A 14,119-nucleotide genomic window follows, 5' to 3' on the forward strand; every position below is an offset into this window, starting at 1 on the left:
GACGGCGCCTTGCAGGGAGAACGGCGCGATGCGCTATTGGTTGATGAAATCCGAACCGGACGAAGTCAGTTTCGACGACGTCCTGTCCGCACCCGGCCAGACCGTGGCCTGGTTCGGCGTGCGCAACTACCAGGCGCGCAACTTCATGCGCGATGCGATGGCCGTCGGCGACGGCGTCCTGTTCTATCACTCCAGCTGCGCCGTGCCCGGCGTGGCCGGGCTGGCCGAGATCGCGAGCGGACCCTATCCCGACGCCACCCAGTTCGACCCCGCCAGCCATTACCACGACCCGAAAGCCACCCACGAAACACCGCGCTGGATCTCGATCGACGTCCGCGCGCGGGAGGCGGGGCGCTATCTGCCGCTGGCCGAGATGCGCACCATTCCCGCGCTGGAAAGCATGGTGCTGCTGCAGAAGGGGAGCCGGCTGTCGATCTCGCCGGTCACCAGATCCGAATGGGATGCGGTCGTCGAGCTCGTGCGCGCCAGGGAGGCCTGAATGGATCCCTGGCTGATCCTGGCCCTGCTGGCGATGGGCACCTTCGGCGGCTTCGCGGCCGGCCTGCTCGGCATCGGCGGCGGCATGGTGCTGGTGCCCTTCATCACGATGATCTTCACCGCGCGCGGCTTCGCCGACGAACTCGTGGTCCACATGGCGATCGCCACCGCGCTCGGCGTCATCCTGTTTACCTCGATGTCCTCGGTGCGCGCCCACCACAAGCACGGCGCCGTGCTGTGGCCCGTGGTGCGCCTGCTGGCGCCGGGCATCCTGATCGGCTCCTGGATCGGACCCTGGATCGGCAAGCAGATGAATACCGCGGTGCTGGCCTTTTTCTTCGGCTGCTTCGTCGCCTTCTCGGCCACCCAGATGCTGATCGGAAAGAAGCCGAAGGCGGCGCGCGAATTGCCGGGCCGGGCCGGCATGTTCGCCACCGGTGGCCTGATCGGGATCCTGTCGGGACTGGTGGGCGCCGGCGGCGGCTTCGTCTCGGTGCCGTTCATGACGCGCTGTAATGTGCGCATTCATAACGCGGTCGCCACCAGCGCGGCGCTGGGCTTCCCGATCGCGCTCTCGGGCACGCTGTCGAATATGTTCTATGGCTGGGGCGAGCCGGGCCTGCCGGCATGGTCGCTGGGCTTCGTCTACCTGCCGGCGCTGGCCATCATCGTCCTGGCCAGCGTGACCATGGCGCCGCTCGGCGCCCGCACCGCGCACAAGATGCCGGTGCGCCAGCTGCAGCGTATCTTCGCCGTGATCCTGTATGCGCTGGCGGCCTATATGTTCTGGAAGGCGTTCAACTAGCCATTCCTGACCCGCGCGCGATCCAGCGGCAGGTCGCGCATCCGCAGGCCGCAGGCATCGAACACCGCGTTGGCGATCGCCGCAGCGGCCGGGCCTTGCGCCGCTTCGCCGGTGCCCAGGAAGGGTTGGCCGGGGCGGTCGATCAGGTGCACATCGATTTTCTCCGGCGTTTGGCCGAAGCGCAGGATCGGGTACGAGGCCCAGTCCACGGTGAGCACCCGCTCGGCGTCGAAGCGCACCTGTTCCAATAAGGTCCAGCTGGCCGACTGAATGACGCCGCCCTCGATCTGGTTGCGCACGCCGTCAGGGTTGACGATCTCGCCGCAATCGACGGCGCTCGATACGCGCGTCACGCGGACCATTCCGGTTTCGCGCGCCACTTCCACCTCGACCGCCAGCGCGCAATACGACGCCAGGTTCTTGTAGCGGGCGAAGGCGAAACCGCGGCCGCGCCGCGCAGTCCTGTTGTAGCCTTCCCATCCGAACTTCGCCGCCGCCAGCTTCACCACGTCGATGGCGCGCGGATCTTCCAGGTGGCGCAGGCGGAAAGCGACCGGGTCGAGCTTCGCCGCACGCGCCAGTTCGTCCATGAAGCTCTCGATCGCGAACACATTGCAATAGGCGCCCAGGCCGCGCATGGCCGAGGTGCGCAGGAGCGCCTTCGGCTGGAAGTGGTGGGTCACGCGCGCGTTCGGCAGCCGGTAATAGGGGATCGCATTGCGGTCGCCGCTGCCTTCCGGCTGCGGGCTGGGTTTCGGCACCGGCGGCGTGAACGGCTTGGCCAGATGCGTCGCCGGCAGCAGGTTGCCGGCCTTCCCGGGGCGGGTGTTGTGCGAAGGCGTGAAGACGTCGTACTGCCAGTCGGTGATGCGGCCGTCGGGACCGAGCGTGGCCGCCACCTGCGCCACCATCGCCGCGCCGAACGGCTCCCAGCCGTGTTCGTCCTCGCGCATCCATTGCACCCGCACCGGCCGGCCCGGGAAGGCGCGCGCCAGCAGGGCGGCGTCGGCCGCCACGTCGTCGGCGCCGTTGTGGCCATAGCAGCCCGCGCCCTCGACGTGGATGCAGCGGATCGCATCCTCCCGGGTCGCCAGCAGTTCGGCCAGCGCGCTGCGCAGCGGGAACACGCCCTGCGAGTGGGTCCAGACCGTGTAGCGGTTCTCCACCAGCTGCGCCACCGCGCAGGATGGGCCGATGGAAGCGTGCAGCTGGAAGGGGCGGGTATAGGTGGCCTTGAAGTGCATGCCCTCCGGCGCCCGCGCGCCCCGTTCTAGGATGGTCGTTGGCTCGGCCGGCTGCGCCATCACCAGCGCTTCGATGTCGGGATACACCGGCAGCGCGGCCGGCGTCTCCCAGCGCGCGGCGCGCGCGAGCAGCGCGGCGGCCTTCACGGCGCGGTATTCGCCGTCCGCGATCACGGCCAGGAAGCGGCCGTCGCGCACGACTTTCAACACACCGGGCAGGCGCATGACGGCGGCCGTATCCAACTCGATCAAGGTCGCCGCCTGCGCGGGTGGACGCACCACGCGTGCATGCACCATATTCGGCAGGCGCAGGTCCTGCACGTAGGCGGGTCCGCCCGTGACCTTGGCCGGGATGTCGACGCGAGACAGCGATCGGCCGATCGCGGTCTTTGCGCCAGGCGCGGGCGGCGCCGGCTGCGGCGTGGCGCGCAGGTGCAATTCCTGGCCGGTTACCAGCTGGCCGAAGCTGGCGCGACGGCCGTCAGGGGCGACGAAGGCGCCATCCTTCAATGCCAGGCCGGCCGCGGGCGCGCCAAGGCGCGCCGCCGCCAGTTCGCCCAGGCGCATCCGCACCTGGCCCGCCGCATGGCGCAGCGCGGCGCCGCTGTCCTTCATCGAGTTGCTGCCGGCGGTCATGCCTTCGTCCGGCGTGCGCGCGGTGTCGGCCGTCACAAGCGTCAGGCGCCCGGGTGCGATGCGCAGCTCGTCTGCCACGACCTGCAGCAGCGCGGTCTTGATGCCTTGTCCCAGCTCGGCCTTGCCGGTGAAGACCGTGATGCGCTCGTCGGCGCCGATGCGGATCCAGGCGTCGAGCCAGGGCGTCTTGTCGAGGCTTTTCGGTAATGCATCCTGCGCGGACCACGCGGGCATGGCGAATGTCAGCGTCAAGGCGCCGCCCGCGGCCAGGAAGCGGCGCCGACCCTGGTCGAGGCTCATCGCTCGCCTCCCGCGGCGAGCCGGTCCGCCGCGCGCCGCACCGCGCGCAGGATGCGCATATGGGTGCCGCAGCGGCACAGGTTGGGCGCCATGTGGGCGCGGATCCGGGCGTCGCTGGGATTCGGTTCGCGTTCGAGCAGCGCGGTGGCCTGCATGATCATGCCCGCGATGCAGTAGCCGCATTGCGCCGCCTGCTCGTCGATGAAGGCCTGCTGCAGTACGCCGGGCTTGTCGCTGTCGCCCAGGCCTTCGACGGTGCGCACGGCGCGCGCGCCGACGCTGGACACCGGAACCAGGCAGGACATCACGGGCTTGCCGTCCATGATCACGGTGCAGGAGCCGCACTGGCCCAGGCCGCAGCCGAACTTGGCGCCGTTCAGGGCCAGCTCGTTGCGCAGCACGTACAGCAGCGGGGTGTCGGGGTCAATATCGACGGCATGGCGCTTGCCGTTCACCTGCAGGCGGTAGGTCGTCATGGTGCTCTCGCTTTGCTCACTTGCTCGTCCAGTTCCGGCCAGGCCGGCTGGCCGGCGCCGTACTTGCGCAGGTAGGCGGCCAGCGCGCCGGCCTGTTCAATGCTCAGGATCGCCCCGAAGCCGGGCATCCAGCGCCCCGGCTCGCCATCCGGCGGCAGGATGCCGGTGTCGACGATGTGGATCAGGCTGCGCGGGTCGGGGTCGTACAGGGCGATCGCTTTCTGCAGGGGCAGGGCGGTGCCCGAGCTCGGGGCGCGGCCGACGTCGTGGCAGCGCGCGCAGGCATTGGCGTACAGCTCGTAGCCGAGGCGCATGCGCGACAGGTCGGGATCGTCGGCAACGGGTTGGGGCAGCGGCCCATCGCGCCGCGCCGGCGTCGCGCGCGGCGGCGCCTGCGACAGGTGGCTGTGGGTCCAGGCTGCCAGCGCGGCGACGTCGCCTTCATCGGCCTGGGCCAGGTGCATCACCACGTCCTGCATCGGTCCGCCGGCGACCGCATGATCCTCGGCCATGCCGGTGCGCAGGTAGGCCTGCAGCTGCGCGCGCGTCCACGGCAGCGGTGACGGCGATGTCGCGCTCAGGGCGGGCGCGTACCAGTCCTCGGCTTCGCCGCCGTCGAGCTGGCGCTTCAGATCCGGGCCGCCCAGCTTCGTGCGCGGCGTGTGGCAGGCCGCGCAGTGGGCGACGGCGTCGGCCAGGTAGGCGCCGCGGTTCCACTCGGCAGATTGGCGCGGGTCGGGCCGCCACGGCGCATCATTCAGGTACAGCACGTTCCAGAAACCGACCAGCGGCCGGAAACCGAAGGGGAAGGTCATGTCGTTGTCGCGCGCCGGGGAGGTGATCGCGGGCCGGGTCATGAACCAGGCGTACAGGTCGTCGATGTCGGCCTGCGTCATGCGCACGTAGTGGTTGTAGGGGAAGGCCGGATAGAGCAGGTGGCCGTCGCGCGAGACGCCCTCGCGCATGGCCCTGGTGAAAGCGCCAGGGCTCCAGGCGCCGATGCCGGTGTCGGCATCGGGCGTGATATTGGTGCTGTGGACGGTGCCGAACGGCGTCTCCATCGGCTTGCCGCCGGCAAAGGGGCGCGACAAGTCGGCCGTGTGGCACGAGGCGCACATGCCGAGGTGGGCGAGATTGGCGCCGCGCTCGATGCGTGCCTGGTCGAAGGAGGGGATGGTGTTCTGCGGCGCCAGCGCGGGGCGCCACATGATGGCGAAGGCGATGCCCATCAATACGACGATGGCCGCGAGGAGCAGCCACCATCCGATATGCCGCCTGCGCCTGGGTCGATTCATGAGGGCTCCGTTGCTTGGAGCCCCATTGTCGGGGAGGAGAGAGTGAGCGCTCTGTGCGCTCGCTCACGCTAGGCCGTCACAGGCCGGCCCGGCGCCTGGCGATAGGCCCAGGCCAGCATGACCAGCGCGGCGACGATCATCGGCAGCGACAGCACCTGGCCCGAGGTGATCGGCAGGCCGAACACGGTGGTTTCCCAGTCCGGCACGCGGAACCACTCGGTGAAGAAGCGCGCGCAGCCATACAGCAGGGTGAACATGGCGCCGACCGCCAGGCGTGGACGCGCCTTGCGCGCGAACAGCCACAGGATCACGAACACCAGCACGCCGTCGACCAGCGCCTGGTACAGCGGCGACGGATGGCGCGGGCCGGCCACGCCGGGCCACAGCATGGCCCACGGCAGGTTCGGATCGGCCAGCCGGCCAGGCAGCTCGGCGTTGATGAAGTTGCCCATGCGGCCGGCGGCGTAGCCGAGCGGCACCAGCGGCGCGATGAAGTCGTAGACGTCGAGCAGGTTGCGCTTGCGCTTGCGCGCCCACAGCGACATCGCGATCAGGACGCCCAGGAAGCCGCCGTGGAAGGACATGCCGCCCTTCCAGATCATGAAGATCTCGAGCGGGTGCGCGAGGAAGTACAGCGGCTGGTAGAACAGCACTTCGCCCAGGCGGCCGCCCACGATCACGCCCAGCATCCCGTAGAACAGCATGTCGTCCAGGTCGTCGCGGGTCCAGCCCTGCGCCGCCACGTGTGGCATGCGGATGCGCACCCGGCCCAGGATGATGAACAGGGCAAAGGCGACCACGTACATCAGGCCATACCAGTGGATTTGCACCGGGCCGAGCGAAATCGCGATCGGGTCCGGCTGCGGATGAATCAGCATAGTCAGTCTCTCTTCAATTCTTCAAACATTCCAGGAAGCCCCTCAGCACGGGCGAATCGTTGTCGCGCCGCCAGGCCAGGCCGGTTTCGGCCAGCGGCGCCGGATCGATCAGGGCACGGTATTCTACGCCGGGACGCATCAGGTTCGACACGGATTGTGGCACAAGTGCCAAGCCCATGCCGCCGGAAACCAGGCTGACGATGGTCTGCATCTGGATCGCTTCCTGGCCGATGGTGGGCAGCACGCCGGCCGCGCGAAAGCAGGCCAGGATCGCATCGTGCAGGCTGGGCGCCACCGTGCGCGGGAAGATCACCAGCGGCAGCGGCGGCAGGTCGCGCAGGCGCACCGGGCCCGGTTTTTGCAGCGCCGCCAGGCCGCTCGGCGCGCACAGCACCAGCGGTTCGTCGACGATCTTGAGGTAGTCCAGGGCGCCGTCGGCCATGACGTCCGCGGCGCCCGGCTGCGGCGGAATCACGAAGCCGGCGTCGATACGACCGGAGAGCAGCTCGTCGAACTGGACGTCGGAGGTCGCTTCCTGCAGCACCAGGCGTACGGCCGGATAGGCGGCGCGATAGCGGCGCAGCACGTCGGGCAGCATTCCCAGGCCGGCGGTCGAGACGAAGGACAGGGCGAGGCGGCCCGCTTCGCCGCTGGCCGCGCGCCGCACCAGCTCGGGCAGCGCGGCCGCCTCCTCCAGGATGCGGCGCGCTTCCGGCAGCAGGGCGGCGCCGGCCGCGGTCAGGCCGACCATGCGCCGGTTGCGCACGAACAGCGGGACTTTGAACAGTTCTTCGAGGTTGGCGATGCTCTGCGACAGCGGCGGCTGGGTCATGTGCAGTCGGCGCGCGGCGCGGCCGAAATGCAGCTCTTCGGCCACGGTGACGAAATGGCGCAGCTGGCGCAGTTCGGGATGCATGGGGGATGATTGAACGATACTGTGATATATCCAATGTATCACAGGACCGAATGGATCTGCTGGGGCGGTTCAGCGGCGCTTGTCGAGGGTCTTCTTCACGCGGTCGTTGCGACGCTTGTCCTGGAGCTCGTGATCCTTTTTCTTGTCGAGCCCGAGCATCTTTTCGATGTATTCGAACCAGATAAAGGCGAGTACGAACAGCCCGGCAATGACCCACCAGGACAGTTCGGCAAAACGCCAGACCTCGAAGAAGCGCAGGGCGGCCAGGGCGACGATCAAGAGGATGAGTGGCATGATGTAAAAAGCTTCTTCAGGGCTCACATTTTACAAAGAAAAGAATGCCTAAGGGCAAAAGTTGCTATTTTCTTGTTACAGGATATTGGTAAACGTGGCGATCGCGTTACAGAGTGTATCGGCCTTCTTGCCCTGCTGGGAAAGGGGGTAGAATCCAATCAGTCATAAACTCGGAGAAACAAATGAAGCGGTCCCTGATGTTGTGTGTGGTGCTGTCGGCTTTCGCGTCGTCGGGTGCGTTCGCCCAGGCCGACCTGGCCAAGGCCAAGAATTGCATGGCTTGCCACACCGTCGCCACCAAGCTGGTCGGTCCTGCCTACAAGGACGTCGCGGAAAAGTACGCGGGCCAGAAGGGCGCCGAGGACAAGCTGGTGCAGAAGGTGCTGAAAGGCGGTTCGGGCACCTGGGGCCCGATCCCGATGCCGGCCAATCCGCAGGTGAGCGAGGCCGAGGCGCGTTCGCTGGTCAAGTGGGTGCTGGCGACCAAGTAAGCGTCACGCCTTATCCGAAAAAAGCGCGCCTGCGTGAGCGGGGCGCGCTTTGTCGTTTACGACCCGGCTTCAGTCCTTGTGCGGGATCGCGCAGCGCATTACAACTGCCGGCAGGCCGCCGGCCTCTGTCCAGGCCAAGCACGAACCGCAATTCATCGACGACCGTCCCAGGAGGGTCAGTGTCGATTTGATCGACAATTTCCACAAAACCTTACGAATTAATGAGGGTCAGCGTCGAATTCTTTGACAACTTATTCCGCAAACGAAGGGCGCTGTTGATTTCAGATGCCGTGAAGACGTAGCTCCCTAGGCAGAGCATGATTGCTTTGGGCGAAATCAAATCAGCCTGACGATCGCTTGTGCAAAGTCAAACTGTGGCGGACTGGTATGGCAACGCGCCATTGGGACGACAGCCGGCGCGGGAAAATTGTTCAATAATTCGACTCCGACCCCAATTGATTCGTAAGGTTTTAGGGAAATTGCCAATTAATTTGACACTGACCCTGATGGGATGGGGACATGCGATAGGAGCGCGTCTGCGTGAGCATGGCGCGCTTTCTGTTTGCGCATTCGCGGGCGTGCTGACCACGCCTGGAATACGACCGCCGCACTGTGCGCGCGGCTGCAGAGCCAGGTCGGCTACACTGGTGGCCCACTCACGAGGAGCGACCATGAGACTGATTCGGACCGCCAGCATTGCATTGAGCATGGCAACCTTGTGCGCAGCGAATGCGTTCGCCCAGCAAGTCAACATCAAGCCTGGACTGTGGCAGATCGACATGACCCTGCCCGGCCAGGGAGGGGGCAATCAGATGGCCGGTGTCGTCGCATTGATGAAGAGCCAGATGGCCTCGATGTCGCCGGCCCAGCGCGCGGAAATACAAAAAAGGCTGGGCGCCGGTGGCACGGAATTCACCGACGATGGCGTGCGCACCAAGCAGTGCATCACGAAAGACGACATCGCGAAGTTCGACGTATTTGGTAAAAAAGGTCCTGACGGCTGCACCAGGAACGCGACCCCCACCGCCGGCGGCATGAATGTGAGCATGCAGTGCACGCAGCCGCAAATGAAGATCGACGCCGTGGTGAAGACCCCCAGTGAGACCGCCTATACCTTCGACTCGACTGCCACCGTGGCCGGTCCGAACGGCATGACGGTGACCCAGAAAACCACCGGCTCGGGCAAATGGCTGGGCAGCGACTGCGGTAATGTCGCGGCCCCGCAGTCGTGAATTGCAGGGCAGCGTCACAGCAAATCGCGCTCTTCGGAAAGCGCTAAGGACAGGGTCGTTCAGCGCGTGATGCGACGCTTGGCGACATCCGCCAGCGTCTTTGACAGACCTTGGGTGCCGGCCTCGCTGCTGGCGGCCATGTAGCCGCGCACGTAGGAGGCCTGCCTGGCGACCTGGCTGTTGCCGCCCTTGAGTTCCTCGAGCAGCTGGTCGGCCACCGCCATGTCGTTCAGGAGGCCAAGGCGGTCCTGCAGCTTTTCGAGGTGGCCGACGTAGCGCTTGACGCGGCGCGCCGGCAGCAGGTCGCGGAAGAATTCGGCCGCGTAGCGCGCCTTCTTGGCGGCGATGCGCACCCGGTGACGGCCAGGTGCGTCGCCCTCGTCCAGGCCGTCGATGCGTTTGGCCAGGCGCTTCTCGGCCTTGCGCAGCAGGGGCAGGGCGGCCCTGGCGGCGCGCTCGGCCAGGGGTGAATCCTTGTCCAGCGTGGCGTCGGGACGCCAGCGGCGTTCGCCGAGCCACTCGTTCAGCTGCGTCATCAGCTCGGCATAGCGCGGCTCGCGCAGCACGTTCAGGATGTGCGCGTGATGTGCGTTCGCGCGCTCGTGCGCGGCCTGGCGCAGCGCCGTCGCGTCGAAGCCCTGGACCCGGTCGAGGGTCGAGTCGGCCAGCACGTCCCAGTCGCGCGCCGGTCCCAGTTCGCCGGACAGCCATTCGATGTCGGCATGCAGGGCGACCGGCGGCGCGGCCAGGTCTTCGAACATGGCAAGCAGCGCGCGCAGGCGGCGCAGGCCGACCCGCATCTGGTGCAGGCTTTCGACGTTTTGCTTCAGCACGCCCGGCAAGTTCGCTTCGATCTGGCGCACGCAATTCAGGCCGATGGACTGGAAGGCGTCTTCCAGCGTCATGCGCCCGCGCAGGCGCACCGGTTCGGCCTTGACCGGGCGGATCGGCTCGTCCTTCGGCAAAGGTTGATCCTGCTGGGGCTCGGATGGCGCCACCGGTGCGGTCTGCTGCTGGACTTGCTGTTCGGTCGGCGCGATCGCCGCCTCCTTGCCTTCCGGCGCCGGTTTTGCTTTTTGTTGCTTACTCATGCTGGTTCCTTTCACGGTAGGGAAGCACAGCGGCAAGGCGGATCGCAAAGAAATCTGTGTCGATTTTCACTGCAAGCGTGAAAGTGCTACCCACTCCGCTGGCTGTTTCGCTGCCACGAGAAATCCTATGCTTCTCCTGACAACGAGCTGGACAGATCGATCATACGCCGGGGAACCGTCCAGCTCGCCGACACATGACAGGAGAATGACATGATGCATCCAAATACTTTCGCGCGCTTGTGCGCCGCCATCGCGATCGCCATCGCCGTCCCGGGCGCGGCCCAGGCGGCGCCGGCCGCCGCGCCCGTGCCGACCATCGGCCAGCTCGAACGCGTGGCCGCCTTCCACGGCCCGATGCCCACCGGCGTCACGGTGGCAGGAGGCGGCCGTATCTTCGTGAACTTCCCGCGCTGGGGCGATGACATGCCCTATACGGTGGCGGAAATCCGCGACGGCAGGCCTGTCCCGTATCCCGACGCCGCCATCAACCGCGCCGATCCGGGCGATCCGGCCCGCGGCCTGGAGAGCGTGCAAAGCGTGGTCGCGGATGGCCAGGGTCGCCTGTGGATCCTGGACACCGCCGCACCGGGCTTCGCCGCGCCGAGGCTGGGCGGCGCCAAGCTGGTGGCGGTCGACCTGAAGACCGACAAGGTGGTCAGGACCGTGGTGTTTCCGCCCGAAGTGATCCTGCCGAGCACCTACGTCAACGACGTGCGTTTCGATTTCCGCGTCGGCCGCGAGGGCGTGGCCTATGTCACCGATTCGTCCCTGAGCGGGCCGGGCGCCATCATCGTGCTCGACTTGGCCACCGGCAAGGCGCAGCGCCGTCTACAAGGGGATCGCTCCACCTCGGCCGACCCGCGCTTCGTGCCGCGCGTGGAAGGCCGGGTGGTGCAGAGTCGTGCGGCCGATGGCAGGACCGCGCCGTTCCGGGTGGCGTCGGATGGCATCGCGCTCTCGCCCGACGGTGAAACCCTGTATTTCAGTCCGCTCTCCAGCCGTCATGGCTACGCGGTGGCCACGCGCCTGTTGCGCGATCCGGCGGTCAGCGAGGCGGCGCTGGCGCTGGCCGTGCGCGACCTGGGCGAGAAAGGCGCGTCGGACGGGCTGGAGACCGATGCCGCCGGCAACCTGTATGCGACCGACTACGAGAACAATGCGATCCGCCGCCTGGAAGCCGACGGCAGCTGGCGCACCATCGCGCAAAGCCCCGAGCTGCTGTGGCCCGATACGCTGTCCGCCGGTCCGGATGGCTACTTGTACGTCACCGCCAACCAGTTGCACCGCCAGGCCGGCTTCAACGACGGCAAGGACCTGCGCGCCAAGCCGTACCGGCTGCTGCGCATGAAGATCGGGCACGGGCCGGCGCCGACGCGTTGATGCTCGCTTGCAGACTTACTTTCCTATTACTTTCCGACCACTTCCCGATCACTTCCCGATCCGGTAGATCACGTCCACGCCCTGCACCAGCTTCCGTACCGTCACCAGCAGCGGATCGCCTGGCGTGGAAACCGGGCTGTAACGCCGCCCGGCAGTGGCCATTCCGATGGCGTTCGACAGGTTCTTGAGCGGCGCCAGCGCCACGCCGTTCGCCGGCCCCAGCCTGGCGCCGATGCCGCGCGCGATGTTCTGCGCCTTCAGGCGCGCCGCGCCGATGGTCGGTACAGGACAACATGATGACGACGTCGGACGGCCCGAGCGAGACATGACCATCCGCGCCTGTATCTGGCTGCCGTTGAAGATGCTGGCGGTGAGTTTCACCGCCTCTGCCTGTTACTCAACTACTTCGAATGCCAGGTCGCGCCCCTCCTGCGCCAGATTGCCGGCGAAGTCGGCGGCGTGGATGCGCAGCGTGTAGCGGCCGGGCGCGAGCTCGCCGATGCGCCAGCTGCCGGTCTCGATCTCGCCGTCCTGCAGGCGGTTGTTGAGCGCGTAGTCGAACTGGGTCGACTTGCTGCCATAGACCGTGATGCCGCTGGTCGGCGCGTAGACGGCCTTGACGGCATCCTGGTTGCGCGGCAGGCGGTCGAAGACCTGGGTGATGACCGGCTGCCCGAAGCCGGGCAGGGGCGTGCCGTCGGCCTGCAATAGCTGGTAGCCCAGCTTGTACAGGCCGAGCTTGCGGCGCGCCAGGTTGCCGTTCACCTGGTCGTAGGCGTTGACGACCACTTGTACGTCGCCCAGGCTGCGGTTCAACCGGATCGGCTGGCCCTTCTTCGCCGTGATGCGCTTGCCGGCGCCGTCGTACAGCGCGATGCGCTGGATGAACGGCGGGACGGTGTCGGTAAACCCCGTGAACGGCAGGGTCAGCGGATTGACCACCGTGCCGCCCTGGTAGTAATCCAGGTGGACGTGGGCCATGGCATTGATGGTGCCGAGCGCATCGCCCACCGCGAAGCGGGTGCCGCGCGGCACCCGCACGCGTTCGGCCTTGCCCTTGGCGTCGCGCAGGACCTGGAAGCGCGGATCGAGCGGCCGGCCCTGCGGGTCGCGGCCGACGCGCATGTGGATGTACGAGAGCGGGCCCACGCTCAGGCCTTCGCTGAGCGTGTTGAAGCCCCAGTTGGCGTGCGGGTCGGTCACTTTCGACGGGAATACCGCCAGCACCTTCGCGCCGACGTCGGCGCGCACGTCCAGGCCGGCGTGGAAATGGTGGCGCCTGTCGCCGTTGTAGGCGCCGCGCACCTCGCCCATCACGCCGACGACTTCATGGACCATGTCCTGGGGACCGACCGGCCACGGCATCGGCTCGGTGCGCGTGACGAGGGCCGGCCGCGCCACTACCGGCGCGGCTTCGCCCTCGCGCGGCGGCGCCAGCCGGTGCACGCGATGGGCACTGGCGTCGGCCACCACCAGGCTGCCGTCTCGGCCGACCGCGATGCCGCGCGGGCCGTACAGCTGGACCGTGCCGTCGCTGCCGAAGCCGTTCGGTTCGAGTGGGCGGTCGACGTCCTGCAGCGGACGCATCTCGCCATCCGGCGTCAGTTGCAGGATGCGGCCGCCGGAACTGGCGGCGATGTACAGGTAGCCGTCGCGCGTGAGCGCCAGGCCCGCCGGGCGCCGCAGCGGCGGACGGACCTCGCCTTCGAGCGGGATCGCCAGCGTGTCGACCGTGCCGTCGGTCTTGATGCGGCGCACCGCGTGGTTGCCGGTATCGGCCACATACAGCGTACCGTCGCGGCCGGCCGCCAGCGCGCTCGGGGTGTCGAAGCCGGCGTCCGGCAACGCGCCGTCCAGCAGGCCGGGTTTGCCATTGCCGGCCAGCGTCGTCACCGTGCCGTCGGGCGCGATGCGGCGGATGCGGTCGTTGTAGGTGTCGGCCACGTAGACGATGCCGGCATCGTCCACCGCGATGCCGACCGGGCCGTTGAACTGGGCCGCACGGCCAACGCCATCCAGGTAGCCGGGGCTGCCGCTGCCGGCTACCGTGGTCACCGTGCCGTCGGGCGTCACCTTGCGGATCGCATGGTTGCCGGTGTCGGCCACGTACAGATTGCCTTCATGGTCGAGCGCGAGGGCGGACGGGGTGTGGAAGGCGGCCGCCGCGCCGATGCCGTCGGCAAAACCTTCCTGGCCGCCGGCCAGCGTCGAGACCGCGCCGTCGGGCTGGATCAGGCGGATGCGGTTGGCTTCGCCCCCGTCGGCGACGTACACCACGCCGCGCGCGCCGATGGCCACGCCATAGGGATCGCTGAAGCGGCTGGCGCTGGCCGGCCCGTCGATCACGCCGTCGCGGCCGTCGCCCGCCAGCAGGCTCACGCGCGCCGGCCAGAATGGCGTGGTCTTCGCAACGGGCGGCGTCAGGATGGCCAGGGCGCCGGGGCGTCGTTCGATGGTGTCGGTAAAGTAGATGGCCGTGCCGATGGCCAGGACGGCGGCGCCCACGAGCGCGGCGAGGAGGGAAGTTCGTTTCACGAGACCTAAGAGAGGATGCTTAAATGCACGTGGGGTGGACGGTTGCGC

Annotated in this window: 14 protein-coding genes; 5 read left to right on the forward strand and 9 right to left on the reverse strand. The window is 67.7% G+C overall.

Annotated elements, in window-relative coordinates; genetic code table 11:
• Positions 1-28: 28 nt before the first annotated feature.
• Complete coding sequence (locus DIR46_RS18525) at positions 29-499, forward strand: EVE domain-containing protein (RefSeq protein ID WP_109346554.1); 471 nt, start codon at positions 29-31, stop codon at positions 497-499.
• Positions 500-1,303 (forward strand): sulfite exporter TauE/SafE family protein, encoded by an 804-nt coding sequence (locus DIR46_RS18530; RefSeq protein ID WP_109346555.1) that lies wholly within the window; start codon positions 500-502, stop codon positions 1,301-1,303. It begins immediately after the preceding gene.
• Here DIR46_RS18530 and DIR46_RS18535 read toward each other — a convergent pair.
• From DIR46_RS18535 to DIR46_RS18560, 6 genes are all read right to left on the reverse strand, one after another.
• Positions 1,300-3,483 (reverse strand): xanthine dehydrogenase family protein molybdopterin-binding subunit, encoded by a 2,184-nt coding sequence (locus DIR46_RS18535; protein ID WP_109346556.1) that lies wholly within the window; start codon positions 3,481-3,483, stop codon positions 1,300-1,302. The two genes, DIR46_RS18530 and DIR46_RS18535, sit on opposite strands and share 4 nt — an antisense overlap.
• The gene (locus tag DIR46_RS18540) at positions 3,480-3,959 is read right to left on the reverse strand and encodes a (2Fe-2S)-binding protein (protein ID WP_109346557.1); all 480 of its coding nucleotides are present in this window, start codon (positions 3,957-3,959) and stop codon (positions 3,480-3,482) included. The genes DIR46_RS18535 and DIR46_RS18540 overlap by 4 nt, the downstream gene beginning before the upstream one ends.
• A complete protein-coding gene (locus tag DIR46_RS18545; RefSeq protein ID WP_109346558.1) occupies positions 3,956-5,254 on the reverse strand; it encodes a c-type cytochrome in 1,299 nt (432 codons plus the stop codon). Before DIR46_RS18545 ends, DIR46_RS18540 begins: the two co-directional genes overlap by 4 nt.
• Before the next feature lie 68 nt (positions 5,255-5,322).
• The gene (lgt, locus tag DIR46_RS18550; protein WP_109346559.1) at positions 5,323-6,132 is read right to left on the reverse strand and encodes a prolipoprotein diacylglyceryl transferase; all 810 of its coding nucleotides are present in this window, start codon (positions 6,130-6,132) and stop codon (positions 5,323-5,325) included.
• Between the two features lie 13 nt (positions 6,133-6,145).
• Positions 6,146-7,048 carry a LysR family transcriptional regulator gene (locus tag DIR46_RS18555; RefSeq protein WP_109346560.1) on the reverse strand — a complete coding sequence of 301 codons (903 nt, stop codon included), beginning with the start codon at positions 7,046-7,048 and terminating at the stop codon, positions 6,146-6,148.
• A 69-nt stretch (positions 7,049-7,117) separates the two neighbouring features.
• Positions 7,118-7,342: a TIGR04438 family Trp-rich protein gene (locus DIR46_RS18560; protein WP_109346561.1), complete on the reverse strand. Its 225-nt coding sequence runs from the start codon at positions 7,340-7,342 to the stop codon at positions 7,118-7,120.
• 182 nt (positions 7,343-7,524) lie between these two features.
• Between DIR46_RS18560 and DIR46_RS18565 the strand changes: the two genes are divergently transcribed.
• Both DIR46_RS18565 and DIR46_RS18570 read left to right on the forward strand, forming a co-directional pair.
• Positions 7,525-7,833 (forward strand): c-type cytochrome, encoded by a 309-nt coding sequence (locus DIR46_RS18565; protein WP_109346562.1) that lies wholly within the window; start codon positions 7,525-7,527, stop codon positions 7,831-7,833.
• 671 nt (positions 7,834-8,504) lie between these two features.
• Positions 8,505-9,065: a DUF3617 domain-containing protein gene (locus tag DIR46_RS18570; RefSeq protein ID WP_162819569.1), complete on the forward strand. Its 561-nt coding sequence runs from the start codon at positions 8,505-8,507 to the stop codon at positions 9,063-9,065.
• 59 nt (positions 9,066-9,124) lie between these two features.
• On the opposite strand, the gene DIR46_RS18575 is transcribed toward DIR46_RS18570, so the two are convergent.
• A complete protein-coding gene (locus DIR46_RS18575; RefSeq protein ID WP_109346564.1) occupies positions 9,125-10,156 on the reverse strand; it encodes a CHAD domain-containing protein in 1,032 nt (343 codons plus the stop codon).
• A gap of 210 nt (positions 10,157-10,366) precedes the next feature.
• On the opposite strand from DIR46_RS18575, the gene DIR46_RS18580 reads away from it, so the two are divergent.
• The gene (locus DIR46_RS18580) at positions 10,367-11,536 is read left to right on the forward strand and encodes an L-dopachrome tautomerase-related protein (RefSeq protein WP_109346565.1); all 1,170 of its coding nucleotides are present in this window, start codon (positions 10,367-10,369) and stop codon (positions 11,534-11,536) included.
• A 48-nt stretch (positions 11,537-11,584) separates the two neighbouring features.
• On the opposite strand, the gene DIR46_RS18585 is transcribed toward DIR46_RS18580, so the two are convergent.
• Entirely contained in the window at positions 11,585-11,917 is a 333-nt protein-coding gene (locus DIR46_RS18585; protein WP_109346566.1) for a hypothetical protein, read from the reverse strand.
• 12 nt (positions 11,918-11,929) lie between these two features.
• The gene (locus tag DIR46_RS18590) at positions 11,930-14,071 is read right to left on the reverse strand and encodes an NHL repeat-containing protein (protein ID WP_109346567.1); all 2,142 of its coding nucleotides are present in this window, start codon (positions 14,069-14,071) and stop codon (positions 11,930-11,932) included.
• Positions 14,072-14,119: the final 48 nt, after the last annotated feature.

This window comes from Massilia oculi, assembly GCF_003143515.1.
Classification (GTDB): domain Bacteria; phylum Pseudomonadota; class Gammaproteobacteria; order Burkholderiales; family Burkholderiaceae_D; genus Telluria; species Telluria oculi.